This window comes from Arsenicicoccus dermatophilus (assembly GCF_046267915.1).
In the GTDB taxonomy this organism is placed as follows: Bacteria; Actinomycetota; Actinomycetes; order Actinomycetales; family Dermatophilaceae; genus Arsenicicoccus; species Arsenicicoccus dermatophilus_A.
Genome location: NZ_CP176520.1, coordinates 2,908,226 through 2,923,596, shown reverse-complemented (window position 1 = coordinate 2,923,596; position 15,371 = coordinate 2,908,226). Strand labels below are relative to the sequence as shown.

Here is a 15,371-nt window from a genome sequence, read left to right as displayed (position 1 = left end):
GGTTTAAGGAGGTATGAATGCTGGCCCCCGCAATAGTCGCACCGCAGGGGATCAGCGCTCTCGGTTGCGAGATAGACAAAAATGCTCTTCTCTAGCTGCCTGTCCCCAAAGCAATTTGGGCAACATTGGCGCTCAGTCATGGGACGCCCCGCCTCGATACCTAGCCATGGTCTCGAGATGATGCTTGATGGATAGCTTCTTTACATACCCAAGGCCTGGGAAGTGGCCCTTCTCGTGCAGTGCAAAGAGTTCTGCTACGGCGGCTGTATCGTAGATCTTTGACTGTTCACCCTGTGCGGCTGTCACCAACTTATCTAGCGCCTGGGCGAATTTTCCGGCCGGATCGGTCGGCGTGTCGTTGGTGTCGGAGACAAAATGACGCACAAACATAGCGTCGTCTCGGGATGGATCAATATAGGTGAGATGGATGGCAACGGCGTATGCGGGGCCGCCACCCTCTGAGTACATGTCACCTACCGTCAGAAAATCACCATAGCCTTGCACGTTCATCTCGTCGAACGTAACGTGCAGGTCAGAAAAATAGTCTTCGTGGTCGTAGTCGGCATTACGTTTATTCTGAAATCCATCGCGCACTAGAACCTTCGTTGTAGCGCCAGAGAATCTGCGCCGGTAGAGTCTTGAGGTGAACTCGTCCAAGAAGACATGCTCGGTGACTTGGTCCTCTGAAACAACTGCATCAATAACGCTAGATGCGTCGCTGGCTCCCGCGTGGATTAAGCCAAACGGTCTGGTGGTCAGCTGTCTTAGCCGTGCGATCTCATGGGAGGGGTTGTAGTTGCCATCGAGCTGCACCGCAGGGATGATATTTTCGGATATGAAGTGCTCCAGTAAGTCGCATACACTTTGACCATTCTGCGATAAGTCACCGTGTCGAGGATTAATGATCACAAGGGCCCGAGCGCCCACCGTCTGCAGGGATTCAAGGCTGCGTTCGAGGCTCTTCAAGGATGCTCGAACGGGCTCAATTATTGGGGTAAAATTAGACTCTGCAATGAGCGTCGCAGTTTCACGAATGGCGATTAATTCGAACTGCTTTCCGCGAAAAAACGGGTAATACATTTGCTCTCACTTCCAATTCGACACTTCTGCCATCGGCACTTGCAGAACAGCCTTTAATCGGCGACAATCAGATTCTGGCACGTCGCAAGAGAGGGCGACTGCCCAAAGGCTTGTTGGAAGCGATCTGATGTAGTCGTTCATGTCGGCTTTGGATCGCGAACCCTTGAGTATCTCCGTCATGGCAGCGTGCACGTCGGCCGGAGCAAGGCCCTCTGCAAGAGTCCTGAGCATCCTGCGACGCTGCGTATTCGGGCAGGAGGGAACAGAAACACCTAAAGCCTGGAGGACCGCGGTGGCCTCGCTGACTCGAAGAACGTCCACAATGTCAGCGCTGGACGTTCTGCTTGGACGATTTTCAGGCGCCCTGACAGACTGCAGGGTATATCTGGCGGATAGGGTCATTACCCCCACGTCAGGTGGTGCGATCTTCAGAATCTGCGGAATGTGATTTGGACTAGCAACAATGCAAACAGATGCGAATACTTTAGAGTATGAAGCAATCTGGCCAGGTAAGCGACTCAGGGTGTCGCGCTCCGACTTAACCTCGTAGGCGGTGGCCGTGCCATTCAGCAGGACTAGATCCGCTTTGTTGGGGCCAACGCGCCATTCGCTGACTAAGGTTGCCGTGCGCAGGGAATGGCGCCCCATGGCTACCTTCTGGGCGATGGCCGACTTATATACATACTCGTCTCGCGCGCCTATTCGACTGAGGATGTTAAACGCATACTCGAAGCCTTCTGCAAGGCAGGCGTTTCTTCCGACTTGGGCGACTATTCCAGTCTGAATGAGAAGCCTTCCGAGCATGGGAGAATACCCCTTGGTGCTCAGATCTCGATACACGCCAGGCGAGAAGATTCGTGTCAGAGCTGATGGGTGATATGGGATCTTTGTGTGCTTCTCCATGTCGTCCCTTCTGCGGCAGATCTTCATAATATCCGGATGACTCCAGTGTCGCAGACATATCCGTGGTCCTCGTGAGTGGGCCTGGTGAGGAGTTTCTGTACTGGTTCAAGGCGCGCCTTCGGCGCGCGGGCCCGTCCGCCTGCGGCGGCCGGCGCTGCGCTGCGGCCTGGCGGCCGTTCTCGCGCTCGTCCGCCGCAGGCTCCCCGGGCCCAGGCATGACGAAGGGGCGCCCCGAGCCAGTGCCCGAGACGCCCCATGCCAGAGCGACCGCCAGTGCGTGCAGCGCTCCTCAGTGCCGCCGTCACCTCCTCCTGCCGGGCTCCACCGCCCGGACCCGCGACCCGACGCGATCCGCCACAGCCCGCGCCAATCTCACCAAGACCAACACGTGGCGGATCACGCCGGAACGGGAGACCTCTGCCGTGCCCCCGTGGTGCCCCCGGTCGTGTCGAAACGGCCCCGAACACCCGTCACCCAACAGGCCCTCAACACCTGGTCCTTGTGCGTGAGAGCACAGGTCCGACAGGAGGCATCCGGTCTCGTAATGAATAGGTCGTCGGTTCGATTCCGACAAGCGGCTCGGACAAGGCCCTCCACTGCGGTGGGGGGCCTTTCCGCTGCTCAGAGGCAGGCGCATCGCCTCGGTCGCGCGAGGTCGCCTCGCGGCAGCACGCCGACGCGCACCCTCCCCGATCGGAGTCGCCCGAGCCGGGGTGGGCGTGGGGAGGTGCGCGTGGGCGTCGGGAGGCGGGCCGGGGCGGGGGCAGCCGGGTGGTCAGCGGCCCGCACGTGCCTGGGGGGTGCGCCGAAAAGGTCACCCACCCCGGCGGGGGACCAGGGCTGCGGGCAGCCTCGGTGCCGGGGTGGGTGACCTCAGGCGATCAGCGGATCAGGCCTTGGGGTAGTGCGTGCTCAGCATGGTGTCGACCCACTGACGCATCTGCGGCTCCTGGACGAACCCGACGAGCGGCTTGAGCTGCATCTTGCCGTTGTAGAAGACGTACATGATCGGCATGCCCTCGGGGCGGATGCCGCGGCCGTGGAGCAGGCAGGCGACCGTCGGCAGGTCGGCGTTGACGAGGCTCCACTTGCCGCCGTCGGCCTTGACCATCTTCTCGGCCATCTCGCCGTGCTTGCGGAAGGGGCGACCCATGTGGACGCGCAGCGCGACCGGGTGACGCTTGGACATGGCGATCATCTGGTTCCAGGTCGCGGTGTCCTTGAGGTCCATGACGAGCGGGTCGCCCGCGGGGGCCTGGCCCTTGGCGACCGCGTCGAGCCAGGCGGTGATGGCCGCCTTGTCACCCTCGTAGCCGGCGTGGCGGGCGATCTCCTTGCCGTTGCGGAAGGCGATGAGGGTCGGGAACCACGGGTTGTCGAACTTCTTCCACAGCGCCGGGAAGGCGGTGCCGTCCAGGCGCGTGTACTGCCAGGAGCCCTTGTCGGCCCGGTACTTCTCGTCCATGATCGGCGCGAGCGCCAGGCAGGGCTCGCAGTGGTCCTTGGAGAAGTCGATGACGACGGTGCGCTTGGCGGACTCCTCGACGACGTCCTTCTGGAAGTTCTTGTCGGTGAGCTGCACGGCGCCCGGGGGGAGGGTGGGCAGGGTGCCGTCACCGGGGACCGGGGCGGGCTTCGGCGGGACCGGGGCGGGCTTGGTCGGGCCGGGCTTCGGCGGGACCGGGGCGGGCTTCGGCGCCTGGGTGGGGGCGGGGCCGGGCTTGACGGGGCCGTAGGCCTTGACCACGCTGCTGATCCAGGAGCTGGTCTTGTCCTGGCCGCCCCAGCCGACCAGGCGGGCGGGCGACTTCATCTCGCCGCTCTTGCCCCAGGGGATCATCGTGGGCAGCCCTCGGACGCCGAACTCCTGGGCCGCGTCCTTGGCCTTGTCGGTGTCGATGACCGCGAGGGTCCACGTGCCGCCGGCCTTGGCGTTGATGTCGTGGATGACCGGGTCGAGCTGGCGGCAGGCGCCGCACCAGGACGGCGCGGTGACCAGGAAGACGACGGGCTTGGACTTCGCCATCTCCTTGACCTGGGCCTTGTTGGCGGCGGTGACCTCGACGACCGAGCCCTGGGCGGCGACGGCGACGGCCGGGACGGAGCGGGTCTGGGCGGCCGGCGCGGCCAGGGCGGGGGTGAGTCCGGCGCCGAGACCGGCCACCAGGAGACCGGCGGCCAGGGCGCTGGCGGCCTTCGACGAGCTGTGCATGTGAGTTCCTGTCTGGAGCGGGGCGAGGCCCGGGGACGAAGGGGTGCCTGCGCGAGCGCTCGACCTGAGCGGGCCGCGCTGCGCGACAGGGACACCTCGGACCATAGCGACCGGCCAAACAGGGGAAAACCCGCCTACCCACCGACAGACCTCGCGGGTCACCCCGGGTAGCGGCTGGGTCGGCTGCGTCATGTGTTCCGTCGGGAAGGTGGCGATAGGTCACAATTCGAACACGAGTAGTGATCCCGATCGCCGTTCTCGTGGGCGGTTCGTCGTACGGCCCTCAGCGGGCCTTCAGCGACCGGTCCGGTCGACGGGGTCGGCAGCCGCGCTCAGCGGATCAGCCGTCGTTCCCGGGCCACCCGGGCCGCGGCCGTGCGGTTGTCCACGCCGAGCTTGTCGTACAGGTGCACCAGGTGCCCCTTGACCGTGGACTCGGACACGAACAGCCGCCGTGCGATCTCCCGGTTGCCTGCCCCGGTGGCGAGCAGCTGCAGGATCTCCGCCTCGCGCGGGCTCAGCGCGGCGTCGGGGGCGGCGACGCGACCGACCATGCGCAGCGCCACCTCCGGGGACAGGGCGGGGCGGCCGGCCGCCGCGTCGAGGACCGCCTGCACCAGGGTGGTGGTGGGGGTGTCCTTGAGGACGTAACCGACGGCGCCGGCCTCGAGGGCCCCGAAGATGTCGGTGTCCGCGTCGAAGGTCGTCAGCACCATCACCTGCACCTGCGGGTGCGCCGCGCGCAGCCGCCGGGTGGCCTCGATCCCGGTGATCCCGGCGCCGAGCTGCAGGTCCATGAGCACCAGGTCCGGGTCGCGCCCGGAGCGGGCGAGCGCGTCGACGACCACCAGCGCCTCCTCCCCGGAGGCGGACTCGCCGACCACCTGGATGCGCGGGTCCGCGGCGAGCAGGGTGCGCAGCCCGGCGCGGACGACGGGATGGTCGTCCACCAGGACGATCCGTGAGGTCATGGCTGCTCCTGCGACGGCGCGGGTGGGTGGGAGGTGGGCGCCGGGTCGACGGCGGTATGTCGGACGGGGGCGGTCAGCGCCACCGTCGTCCCCTCGCCCGGGACGCTGTCGACGGACACCGCGCCACCCACCGCGGCGAGTCGGGCCCGCAGCCCCCGCAGCCCGAAGTGCGCCGACTCGTCGGACGGCTCGGGCGCGGCGGGGTCGAAGCCCACCCCGTCGTCGACCACGTCCACGACCACCTCGTCCCCGAACCAGCCCAGCCCGACCGCGCACCGGGACGCCTGCGCGTGCTGCAGGACGTTGGCCAGGGTCGCCTGGGTGCCGCGGTGCAGGGCGGTCGCCGTGGCCGGATCCAGCTGCGGTGGGGGGCTTCCCGTGACCGAGAGGGTCACGTCGAGCCGGTGGCCGGCGGCCTGCGAACGGTGGGCGGTGTCGGCGACGAGCCCCCGCAGGGCGGTCTGGAGCCCGGCCGCGCCGGCGGGCCCGCCGCCCAGGTCACGGATGAACCGCCGCGCCTCGGTGAGGTTCTCGCGTGCCGTGGTCTCGATGAGGGCGAGCCCCTGCGGGTCGTCGGGGCGGCAGGTGCGGGCCAGCACGACGATCGAGGCGAGTCCTTGACCGATGGTGTCGTGGATCTCGCGGGCGAGCCGCTCGCGCTCGGCGAGGACGCCGTTGGCGTGCTCGGTGGCCGCGAGGTCCTCGTGGGTGCGGCGCAGCTCGTCGAGCAGGGCGCGGTGGCGCAGGGCGTCCCGGCGCAGCTGCCCGTAGATCGCGTGGCCGAGCAGGGCCACCAGGGCACCGAGCAGCGGGCCGAGCCAGGCTCCGACCGACGGGGGAGCGGTCGGGCGGCCCCACAGGTGGTCGCGCCCCGCCCCGCCCGCCACGGCCCAGCCCACCATGGCGAGCACCGCGAGGGGCCCGGCCGGCCCAGGCAGCGCGAGCAGGGCGAGGAAGAACAGCGGAAAGGCCACCCACGCGAAGCCGTCCGCGACCAGCACCCCGAGCCCCCACACGAGCAGCAGCCCGGCCAGCCACCACCGGGTGCCCGGCCCGAGCGGCAGCGGCGACAGCGGGTCGCGGCGGCCGACGCGGTCGGACAGGGGATGAGGACGGGTGCTCCCGGCGGCATACAGCAGGAGCAGGAGCCCGGCCGCACCCAGGGCGAGCCAGGCACGAGTCTGCCCGGCGGGCACGGCAGCGCGCTGCAGCCAGGCCCGCAGCACCGCCACCAGCGTCAGCAGGGCGACGGCGGTGTGCATGGCGTGCCGCATCGTCACGACCAGGCGGCGGTCGCTCACGGGTCCGGCGGGCACGCTCACCCGCGCACGATAACCCCGCGTGGGTGGCTCGTCACCGGTCCGAACGGACCGTCCTGACCCGTCCGGTCGTCGCGGGAGACCGACCGCCGGCCCCTGCCGGACCGGTCCGGCGCGACGCGAGGCTGGACCCATGTTCGTCGCCCTGCGTGAGATCCGTACCGCGCGAGGACGGTTCGCCCTGATGGTGACCGTCGTCGCGCTGATCACCCTGCTCCTCGCCGTGCTCACCGCCCTCACCCAGGGGCTGGCCCGGCAGTCCACGTCCGCCCTCGACGCGCTCGACGGACGCGTCGACCGGGTCGTGCTCACCCCCACCGCGGGGACGACCCCGACGTATGCCGACTCGGTGGTCACCGCCGCGCAGGCCGACACCTGGTCGAGTGCGTCCGGGGTGACGGGCGTGGAGCCGCTGGCCGTCGGGCACGCCCGGGTCGGGCGATCCGGCACCGGGGCCGCCGCGTCGGTGGCGCTGTGGGGGGTGGCGCCGGCCGGGGTGGCGGCCCGGGCCCTGACCGGTGAGGACCTCACCCGTGAGGCCGGCAGCGCCGACGCCGACAGGGGCCGGGGCGACGCCGATCACGCCGTCAGCGCCGCCGCGGCCGGGCCGCTCGACGAGGGGGCGATCGTGCTGCCCCAGGACACGGCGGACGCGCTCGGCGTCCGGGCCGGCGACACGGTCGACGTCGAGGGGCACGGTCTGCGGGTGGCGGCGGTGCGGCCCACCCGGTGGTACGCGCACTCCCCGGTCGCCCTGCTCACCAGCCGGACCTTCGCCGAGGTGGGGCACCTGGCCCGCGGCCAGGTCGGCTCGGCGCTCCTGGTCCGCAGCGCCGCGTCCGACGACGTCCTCGCGGCCCTGGACGCCCGGGCCGGGACGGTCGCCCTCACCCCCCGCGACTCTCTGGGGGCCCTGCCCGGCTATCGCAGCGAGCACTCCTCGCTGCTGCTGATCCAGGGCTTCCTCTACGCCATCTCCGCACTGGTCGTGCTGGCCTTCGTGAGCGTGTGGACGCTCCAGCGCACCCGCGACCTGGCGGTGCTGCGCGCCCTGGGCGCGTCCCGGCGCTACGTCCTCGGCGACGCCCTCGGTCAGGCGGCGAGCCTGCTCGTCGTGGGCACCGCGCTGGGCGGCGCGCTCGGGGCGGCCCTGGTGCTCGCGATCCGTGACGTCGCCCCCGTCCTCGCCGGACCGACGACCGTCGGCATACCCGTCCTCGGCATCGCCGTCCTGGGCCTGCTCGGCTCGGCGGCCGCCACCCGACGCGTCGCCCGCGTCGATCCCCTGCTCGCCCTCGGAGGTAGCTGAGATGACCCTCACCACCAGCCTGACGACCGCTCAGGGCGCCCTGGGCCGCTCCACCGGCGCCCTGGCGCTCGACCGAGTCACCGTCCGCCACCCCGACGGGGTCGCCGAGGACGGCTCGCCCCGGCACCTGCTCGCCCTGGACCAGGTCTCGCTGACCGTCGCCCCCGGCACGATCACCGCCGTCGTCGGACCGTCGGGGTCGGGCAAGTCCACGCTGCTGAGCGTGGTCGCCGGCCTGGTCGTGCCCGACGAGGGCGCGGTGACCGTCGGCGGCACCCGCCTGGACGGTCTGGACGAGGACGGGCGCACCCGCCTGCGCCGCGACCGCGTCGGGATCGTCTTCCAACAGCCCAACCTGCCGGCGTCCCTGACCGCGGTGGAGCAGCTGACCGTCGTCGCCCACCTCGCAGGGGCGCGCCGGGCCGGGCTGCGGGCGGCCCACGAGCGCGCCCGGCGGCTGCTCGACCGGGTGGGCCTGGGTGGCCTGGAGGACCGCCGACCGCACCAGCTGTCCGGCGGCCAGCGGCAGCGGGTCGCCATCGCCCGCGCCCTGATGCGGACGCCCGCCGTGCTGCTCGTCGACGAGCCGACCAGCGCCCTGGACCACGAGCGCTCCCGCGCGGTCGTGGACCTGCTCGCCGAGGTCACCCGGGAGGCGGACGTGGCGACCCTGCTCGTCACCCACGACCTGGAGACCACCGACACCGCCGCTCGGGTGGTGACGCTCAGGGACGGCCGTCTGGTCCCGCCGAAAGGCTGAGAGACGCCTGGCATACGCCCGAACGGTCGGCCACTGACGCACCGCCGCACCGATGAACTACGTAGAGTGAAAGGGTGAGCACGTCAGTCGGCCTCCGCCCCCGGCGCGACGCGGCCCGCTGGCCGCAGGTCGTGCCACCGCACGGCCTGCTCGTGGTGCTGCTCGGCTTCGTCGCCGCCACCCTCGCGCTCATCGGCACCTACTGGCTGCTGCCCGACCTGTCCTCCCGCAGCGTGGCGTTCGCCGCCTCCCGGATCCTGTCCACGGTCGCCTTCGCCGCCGGCGCGCTCACCTCCCGGCGCGGGTTCCGGCGGGACTGGCTGCTCATGACCGCGGCGATCCTGGTGTGGGCCCTCGGCGACCTGACCGCGGCGATCCGCGTCTACACCCACGGTGCGGTGGGGGACTGGCGCCTGGAGGGGCTGGGCTCGCTCGTGGCCTTCGTCCTCATGGGGGTGGGGGTCTTCCGGCTGGCCCACCGGGACGGCTTCGTGGCCGGGGCCGCGGTCAGCCTGGACGCCGCCGTCTACGTCGTTGCGGTCGCGCTGCTGTGGTGGGTGATGGTCGGCCAGCAGGTGCTGGACCACCACCAGGCCCACCCCTGGGAGGTGCTCCTCGCGAGCATCGGCCCGTTCGGCGACGCGCTGCTCCTCGCCGCCGCCACCGCCATCATCAGCTCCCGCAACGCCCATGCCCTCTCCTCGCGGGCCCTGGTCCTGATGGCGGCGGCCGCCCTCGTCGGGGACCTCGGCTTCGGCCGCTCGGTGAGCGGCCCGGAGCAGGTGCTGCCCCTGTGGGTGCCGGTGGTCTGGATGCTGCAGTTCGCGCTCGCCGCCGTCGCGGCGCTCAGCTCGGGCCTGGTCGCCGAGGACGCCCGCTCCCGGCTGTCCGCGGTGGGGGTCACCCTCACGACCTTCGCCATGGCCGGACCCCTCGTCGCGACGGTCCTACGGTCCTACCGCGGGGACCAGCCGCTGCGCCCCGGCACCCTGCCCGTCGTCCTCACGGGCACCCTGGCGATGATCCTGCTGGTGTCCTACCGCGTGCTCCTGGTCGTGCGCCAGCTCGAGTCCCAGGCCCAGGAGCTGGTCACCACCGCCCGCACCGACGAGCTCACCGGCCTGCCCAACCGCCGCGCCGGCCGCCACCTGCTCGAGGACGCCGTCGACGAGGCCCGAGCCCAGGATCGCCCGCTCGCCGTGGCGCTGCTCGACCTGGACCACTTCAAGGCGTACAACGACGCGCACGGCCACCAGGAGGGCGACCGGCTCCTGCGGTCCGCCGGTCGGTCCTGGACCGCCGCGCTCGGGGAGCGCGGTCTGGTCTACCGGTACGGCGGGGAGGAGTTCGTCGCCGTGCTGCCCGGCCACACCCTCGCCGACGCCCTGCCGCTGCTCGACGCGATGCGCCTGGCCACGCCGCTGGGTGAGACCTTCTCCGCGGGCCTGGCCGAGCTGCGCGACGGGGACGACGCCCAACGGCTCGTGGGACGCGCCGACGCCGCGCTGTACGCCGCCAAGGCCGGCGGGCGCGACCGCACCACGGCCAGCGCATGATCCGACTCGTCGTCGTGGTGGCGCTCGTCGCCCAGGCCGGCCTGTGGCTGGCCCCCGGTCGCTGGGGCGTGACGGTCGCCGCCGTCTGCGCGGCCACCTGCCTGACCGTCCTCGCCCGCGCCGGCCTGGCCCGGCCCACGCACCCTCGCCAGGGGCGACTCCTCGTCCGCGGCGGGATGCTCCTCGGCCTGGGCACGATGGGCGGGGCGCTCGCCGAGCCGTGGACCGGCAGCCCCCGCTGGGGGATCGCCGCCGTCGTCATGGTGGCCGGGTCCGTCTCGCTCGCCTGGGGCATGATCGGCGTCGCCCGCCGGGAGGGGCTCCTCCCCGACGCCGCCGTGGGCCTGGAGTCGGCCGCCACGGCGGTCAGCCTCCTCGTGGGATGGTGGGCGCTCACCGGCTGGCAGGCCGTGGTCGCCGCTCCCCGCTGGACCTCCCTCGCGGCCCACGTCTATCCCCTCGGCGCCGCCGCGCTGCTGGCCGGCCTGATCGTGCTGCTCGGGTCCCGCCGCGGCAGCGACGGGATCTGCCTCGCGCTCGTCGCGGCGGCCGCCCTGATGATCCTGGGCGACCTCGCGCACGGCCTGGCCACCATCGGGGTGCTCGCCGAGACCCCCGCCGTGGCCCTGTGGTCGAGCGGGTTCGCCGCGCTCGCCGTGGCGCCGCTGCTCGAGCGCCCGGACCGGGAGCCCCGCCTGTCCGCGGTGTCCGACGCCGGCGTGGTGCTGCTCCTGCTCTCGGTGGTGCTCCCCAGCGCGATCCTCGTCGTGCGCCGGGCGACCCTGGGTGAGGCGGTCACCCGCACCACCGCAGCCATCACCCTCGGCGGACTCCTGGTCGCGGCCCTGCTCGTGGCCGCCCGGCTGCTGCACCTCGTCCGCCTCGTCGAGGCACAGCACGAGCAGCTCCACCAGACCGCCCGCACCGACGAGCTCACCGGCCTGCCCAACCGCCGCGCCGGCGACCGCATCCTCGCGCGGGCCGTGCGCGAGGCCCGTCGCCACGGCACCCGTCTGACCGTCGCGATGATCGACCTCGACCACTTCAAGGAGTACAACGACAGCCGCGGCCACCAGGCCGGCGACCAGCTCCTGCGCTGGGCCGGACGGGCCTGGGACGCCGAGCTCGCCGACCGCGGCGCCCTCGCCCGGTACGGCGGCGAGGAGTTCCTCGTGGTGCTGCCCGACACCGATCTCGCGCACGCCACCGCGATCCTCGACGCCATGCGCAGCGCCACCCCCCGGCACCAGAGCTTCTCCGCCGGCCTCGCCGCCTGGCAGCCCGGCGAGGACGTCCCGACCCTGCTGCGGCGGGTCGACCAGGCGCTGTATGCCGCGAAGGACGCCGGACGGGCCCGCACGATCGCCGCCGCGTGACGGCATACGGGCTGGTCGGCCGTGGTGCCGGGTGCCCGGGACCCAGCGGGTGTGGTTAGCATCCCCCGCAGGGCGCGACGGGGTGCGTCCGGCCACGGTGCGAGAGGAGGCCCCGCATGCAGCCGACATCGGGTCTGTTCATCCTGCTGGTCCTGACCCTGGGGCTGGCCGTCCCGATCCTGGTCGGGGTGCTGTGGTGGCGGCGCGGCGGCCCGTCCCGTCGTCGACGAGCCGCGGTCGCCGCCGGCCTGGCGGCCGCCGTCGTGCTGTCCCAGGGGCTCGCCGTCGTCGGCGTCGCCGCGGTCCTCAACCGTCAGCTCGGCTTCTATCCCACGTGGACGGCGCTGGCGGGGGCGCTGTCCGACGGTGACCCGCTCGCCGGCATGGCGGGCCCGGCCGGGCAGGACGTCCTGAGCAGCGGTGAGCTCAGCACCATCGCCACCCGGGGCTGGGGCGACCACCGGGTCCAGCCGGCGACGGGCAACGGCAGCTATCGGGACTACCTGGTCACCGGGATCAAGGCGCGCACCACCCAGAAGGTCGTCGTCTGGATGCCTCCGGGCTACGAGAAGGCCGCTGACGCCAGGGGTTTGCCGGTGCTGCTCGTGCTCGGCGGGGCCTACGTCACGACGGACTTCGCGGCCAACGGGCTGCGCTTCGGGGACGTCGCGGGGCCGATGGTCCGGTCCGGGCAGCTCAAGCCCTTCGTGGCGCTGCTGCCCGAGGTCAACATCAAGATGCCCCACGACACCGAGTGCGTGGACTTCCCAGGCGGGCCGCAGGCGTACTCGTGGCTGGCGTCGGACGTGCCCTCGTGGGCGGTGAGCACCCTGCACGTCGACCACGCCCGCGACAGCTGGGCCGTCATGGGGTGGTCGCTCGGCGGCTACTGCGCCGCGAAGCTGACCGTCAGCAGCCCGCAGCTGTTCCGCGCCGGCGCTGCCATCCAGGGCTTCTTCGTCCCCTGGCCGGACGGCACCACCGGGGCGCTGTCCGTGGACCTCGCGCACAGCGAGGAGCTGCGGCACCAGAGCGACGTGGCGTGGATGGTGCGCAACCGGCCGGTCCGGGACCTGCGCCTCATGGTCATGTCCTCGCCCACCGATCCCCAGAGCTGGCCGGCCACCGACGCCTTCCTCAAGGCCACCCAGGGGGTCCCGGGCATCACCCCGCTCGTGGTGCCCGACCAGGGGCACACCCTCAACGCCTGGCGGGCCACGCTGCCGACGGTGCTGCCCTTCCTGATGCAGGGTCAGGGGGCGACGGCGCCCACCACGGGCGACGGCATGGCCACCGGCGGCGGGGCCGCCCACCCCTGAGGCCGACGACCGACTGTCCGTAGGCGGGGCGGCACCACCATCCGGGGGACCCCGTTACCTATTCGTTATTTTTGCTGGTCCACCTGAGTGTGACGGATTGATATCTCTCTGTGACCAGCGCGAATGTCGGCGGCCGCCGCTCAGGTGACACCCAGTGTTACCTTCCTTACGGCTCGTAAGGGCCCTGGGCCGCACACCGATGTCACCGACCCGCCGCGCGCCAGCCGCGGATCTGCCTACTCTCAATGATGTCGACGCCCTGACCAGGGCGTCTTCATCGTTGCGGCGCCATGTGGCGCCCAGGCCACACACGAGGGGGCAGGTCCGTGCAGTCATCCTCGAGCGCGCCTCGACGCGCCAGGCGCGCCACTCGGGTCGTGCTGTGCGGGAGCACCGCGCTGTCCGTGGCGCTCGGCGTGGCGGACCCTGCCGCGGCCGCCCCGGCCCCCGTCGCACCGGCCAGCAGCCCGGCGCCCACGCCGACGCCCACGCCGACCCCCACGCCGACGCCGACCCCGACCCCTGCTCCGCGACAGTCCCCGCGGCCCACCCCGAAGCCGGCTCCTGCGCCCACCCCGAAGCCGGCTCCTGCGCCCACCCCGAAGCCGGCTCCTGCGCCCACCCCGAAGCCGGCTCCCGCGCCCACCCCGAAGCCGGCCCCGGCCCCCACGCCGGTCGCCATCCCTGCTGCGCCCGCGATGCCGACCGCCGCCGAGCTCCAGTCCGCGGCCGCCGAGCTGTCGGCCCGCCAGGCCCGGGCCGCCCAGGCGGCCGCCGACTACGCCGCCGCCACCCGCCAGCTCGAGGCCCTGCGCGCCGCCGCCGCCCTCGCCGCCGAGCGGTACAACGGCGCGAAGGTGCGGCTGGACGCCTCGACCCGAGCCTTCCGGCAGGCCGACGCCCGGGCCCGGGCTGCCGAGACCGCCCTCGCCGCCGCGCAGGTCAATCTCGGGCGGGTCGCCTCCCAGACCTACGAGTCGGGCAGCCGGTCGCTCGCCGGTCTCGAGGCCTTCCTGACGCCCGGAGGTCCTGCATCGGCCCTCGACCGGCAGCTCGGACTGGCCACCCTCGGGCAGCTGCAGAGCGATGCCGTGCGCAGGGCCACCACCGACGCCGGGGTCGCCCGCGAGCTGCGCCTCGCGGCCCGCCGCGCCAACGACCAGCGACTCGGGGACGAGCGCGCCGCCGCCGCGGCGCGGGACCAGGCCGCGGTCGCCGTCCGCCAGGGCGAGCTCGCCGCCGTGGCCATGCGCGCCGCGCAGGACGCGGCCCTGCTCGAGCTCGCCCGCGCCAACCAGACCACCGTCGCCCTGGAGCGCCGGCGTCAGGACGCCGCCATCGCCCAGGCCGAGCGGGACATCGCGGTCCAGCGCCAGCTCGCCACCTATGCCGGTTCCGGGGCGGGCGGCACGGACCTGGGCGCAGGGACGGGCCAGGCCTCGCTGACCGTCGCGGCCCCGAACCCGCGAGCCAGGCAGGCCATCGACTTCGCCATGGCTCAGCTGGGGAAGTGGTACCTGTGGGGCGGCGCCGGCCCGGACCGGTGGGACTGCTCGGGCCTGACCCAGGCCGCCTGGGCCCAGGCAGGGGTGCGCATCGACCACTACACCGGCTCCCAGTGGAACCAGACCGATCACCTGCCCCTGGCTCAGCTGCAGCCGGGTGACCTGGTGTTCTTCGGGGGGAGCGTGTCCTCGATCCACCACGTCGGGATGTACCTCGGCGACGGGATGATGATCAACGCACCGCACACCGGCGCCCAGGTCCGCATCGAGTCGATGTACTGGAAGGACCTGCTGCCCTACGGCGGTCGGGTCCGCGGCTGAGCACCGGACCGGCCGCGGACCGGACCGCGCCCGAGGACGTGGACCGCCTCGACCCCCTGACGACCACAGAGCCCGGCCCGCTCCAGGATCAGGAGGTGGCCGGGCTCCGCGACGGTCCGAGGTGGCTCAGTGGCCGTGCGGGGCCGGCCAGCGCAGCGTGGAGACGTCGTTGTCCTTGGCGCGCTGGATCGCCTCGCGCACGATCTCCTCGGCGCGCTCGCGGCCGGCCCAGAAGGCGCCCTCGACGGACTTGCCGGGCTCGAGGTCCTTGTAGGTCTCGAAGAAGTGCTGGATCTCCAGGCGGTCGAAGTCGCTGATGTGCTCCAGCTCGGTGATGTGCTCCTTGCGGGGGTCCCCGGCGGGGATGCAGAGCAGCTTGTCGTCGCCGCCGGCCTCGTCACGCATGTGGAAGACGCCGATCGGGCGGGCGGAGACCACGCAGCCGGGGAAGGTCGGCTCGTCGAGCAGCACCAGGGCGTCCAGGGGGTCGCCGTCCTCGCCGAGGGAGTCGTCGACGTAGCCGTAGTCCGCGGGGTAGCGCGTGGAGGTGAAGAGCATGCGGTCGAGGCGGATGCGGCCCGACTCGTGGTCCACCTCGTACTTGTTGCGGTTGCCCGACGGGATCTCGATGGTGACGTCCAGCTCCACTGGTGGCCCCTTTGCGTGGCTCTCGTGCAGCGCCAGGAGAGAACTCCTACGCTGCAGATCGGTCGACGTGATCGTTGTGGCACAACCTACCC

The 15,371-nt window shown here is 71.8% G+C and carries 13 protein-coding genes; 6 read left to right on the top strand and 7 right to left on the bottom strand.

Annotated features, from left to right (window positions below):
* Positions 1 to 132 precede the first annotated feature (132 nt).
* From ACK2IS_RS13845 to ACK2IS_RS13825, 5 genes are all read right to left on the bottom strand, one after another.
* Positions 133 to 1,080, bottom strand: coding sequence for a sce7725 family protein (locus ACK2IS_RS13845; RefSeq protein ID WP_409483879.1), 948 nt, complete (start codon positions 1,078 to 1,080; stop codon positions 133 to 135).
* Between the two features lie 6 nt (positions 1,081 to 1,086).
* Positions 1,087 to 1,983 (bottom strand): sce7726 family protein, encoded by an 897-nt coding sequence (locus ACK2IS_RS13840; protein ID WP_409483878.1) that lies wholly within the window; start codon positions 1,981 to 1,983, stop codon positions 1,087 to 1,089.
* Between the two features lie 889 nt (positions 1,984 to 2,872).
* The gene (locus ACK2IS_RS13835; protein ID WP_409483877.1) at positions 2,873 to 4,195 is read right to left on the bottom strand and encodes a thioredoxin family protein; all 1,323 of its coding nucleotides are present in this window, start codon (positions 4,193 to 4,195) and stop codon (positions 2,873 to 2,875) included.
* Positions 4,196 to 4,527: 332 nt separating this feature from the next.
* The gene (locus ACK2IS_RS13830; protein WP_409483876.1) at positions 4,528 to 5,166 is read right to left on the bottom strand and encodes a response regulator; all 639 of its coding nucleotides are present in this window, start codon (positions 5,164 to 5,166) and stop codon (positions 4,528 to 4,530) included.
* Positions 5,163 to 6,488: a sensor histidine kinase gene (locus ACK2IS_RS13825; RefSeq protein ID WP_409483875.1), complete on the bottom strand. Its 1,326-nt coding sequence runs from the start codon at positions 6,486 to 6,488 to the stop codon at positions 5,163 to 5,165. The genes ACK2IS_RS13830 and ACK2IS_RS13825 overlap by 4 nt, the downstream gene beginning before the upstream one ends.
* A 130-nt stretch (positions 6,489 to 6,618) precedes the next feature.
* Here ACK2IS_RS13825 and ACK2IS_RS13820 point away from each other — a divergent pair, with 130 nt between their 5' ends.
* The 5 genes from ACK2IS_RS13820 (at position 6,619) to ACK2IS_RS13800 (ending at position 12,805) form a co-directional block, all read left to right on the top strand.
* A complete protein-coding gene (locus tag ACK2IS_RS13820) occupies positions 6,619 to 7,794 on the top strand; it encodes an ABC transporter permease (protein ID WP_409483874.1) in 1,176 nt (391 codons plus the stop codon).
* A gap of 1 nt (position 7,795) precedes the next feature.
* The gene (locus tag ACK2IS_RS13815) at positions 7,796 to 8,554 is read left to right on the top strand and encodes an ABC transporter ATP-binding protein (protein WP_409483873.1); all 759 of its coding nucleotides are present in this window, start codon (positions 7,796 to 7,798) and stop codon (positions 8,552 to 8,554) included.
* 74 nt (positions 8,555 to 8,628) lie between these two features.
* Positions 8,629 to 10,110, top strand: coding sequence for a diguanylate cyclase domain-containing protein (locus ACK2IS_RS13810; RefSeq protein ID WP_409483872.1), 1,482 nt, complete (start codon positions 8,629 to 8,631; stop codon positions 10,108 to 10,110).
* On the top strand, positions 10,107 to 11,486 hold the full coding sequence (locus ACK2IS_RS13805) for a diguanylate cyclase domain-containing protein (protein ID WP_409483871.1): 1,380 nt from the start codon (positions 10,107 to 10,109) through the stop codon (positions 11,484 to 11,486). Before ACK2IS_RS13810 ends, ACK2IS_RS13805 begins: the two co-directional genes overlap by 4 nt.
* Before the next feature lie 116 nt (positions 11,487 to 11,602).
* Positions 11,603 to 12,805, top strand: coding sequence for an alpha/beta hydrolase (locus tag ACK2IS_RS13800; protein WP_409483870.1), 1,203 nt, complete (start codon positions 11,603 to 11,605; stop codon positions 12,803 to 12,805).
* A 274-nt stretch (positions 12,806 to 13,079) separates the two neighbouring features.
* Here ACK2IS_RS13800 and ACK2IS_RS13795 read toward each other — a convergent pair whose 3' ends face one another.
* The gene (locus ACK2IS_RS13795; protein ID WP_409483869.1) at positions 13,080 to 13,487 is read right to left on the bottom strand and encodes a hypothetical protein; all 408 of its coding nucleotides are present in this window, start codon (positions 13,485 to 13,487) and stop codon (positions 13,080 to 13,082) included.
* Between the two features lie 16 nt (positions 13,488 to 13,503).
* On the opposite strand from ACK2IS_RS13795, the gene ACK2IS_RS13790 reads away from it, so the two are divergent.
* Positions 13,504 to 14,631: a C40 family peptidase gene (locus tag ACK2IS_RS13790; RefSeq protein WP_409483868.1), complete on the top strand. Its 1,128-nt coding sequence runs from the start codon at positions 13,504 to 13,506 to the stop codon at positions 14,629 to 14,631.
* Positions 14,632 to 14,757: 126 nt separating this feature from the next.
* On the opposite strand, the gene ACK2IS_RS13785 is transcribed toward ACK2IS_RS13790, so the two are convergent.
* Positions 14,758 to 15,279, bottom strand: a complete 522-nt coding sequence (locus tag ACK2IS_RS13785) for an inorganic diphosphatase (RefSeq protein WP_409483867.1) — start codon at positions 15,277 to 15,279, stop codon at positions 14,758 to 14,760.
* Between the last annotated feature and the right edge of the window lie 92 nt (positions 15,280 to 15,371).

Excerpts from the sequence above, each read along its gene's own strand:
- ACK2IS_RS13830 (WP_409483876.1), bottom strand. The coding sequence starts at position 5,166 with ATGACCTCACGGATCGTCCTGGTGGACGACCATCCCGTCGTCCGCGCC.
- ACK2IS_RS13820 (WP_409483874.1), top strand. The coding sequence starts at position 6,619 with ATGTTCGTCGCCCTGCGTGAGATCCGTACCGCGCGAGGACGGTTCGCC.
- ACK2IS_RS13845 (WP_409483879.1), bottom strand. The coding sequence starts at position 1,080 with ATGTATTACCCGTTTTTTCGCGGAAAGCAGTTCGAATTAATCGCCATT.
- ACK2IS_RS13795 (WP_409483869.1), bottom strand. The coding sequence starts at position 13,487 with ATGGCGACCGGCGTGGGGGCCGGGGCCGGCTTCGGGGTGGGCGCGGGA.
- ACK2IS_RS13835 (WP_409483877.1), bottom strand. The coding sequence starts at position 4,195 with ATGCACAGCTCGTCGAAGGCCGCCAGCGCCCTGGCCGCCGGTCTCCTG.
- ACK2IS_RS13840 (WP_409483878.1), bottom strand. The coding sequence starts at position 1,983 with ATGGAGAAGCACACAAAGATCCCATATCACCCATCAGCTCTGACACGA.
- ACK2IS_RS13800 (WP_409483870.1), top strand. The coding sequence starts at position 11,603 with ATGCAGCCGACATCGGGTCTGTTCATCCTGCTGGTCCTGACCCTGGGG.
- ACK2IS_RS13805 (WP_409483871.1), top strand. The coding sequence starts at position 10,107 with ATGATCCGACTCGTCGTCGTGGTGGCGCTCGTCGCCCAGGCCGGCCTG.
- ACK2IS_RS13815 (WP_409483873.1), top strand. The coding sequence starts at position 7,796 with ATGACCCTCACCACCAGCCTGACGACCGCTCAGGGCGCCCTGGGCCGC.
- ACK2IS_RS13790 (WP_409483868.1), top strand. The coding sequence starts at position 13,504 with ATGCCGACCGCCGCCGAGCTCCAGTCCGCGGCCGCCGAGCTGTCGGCC.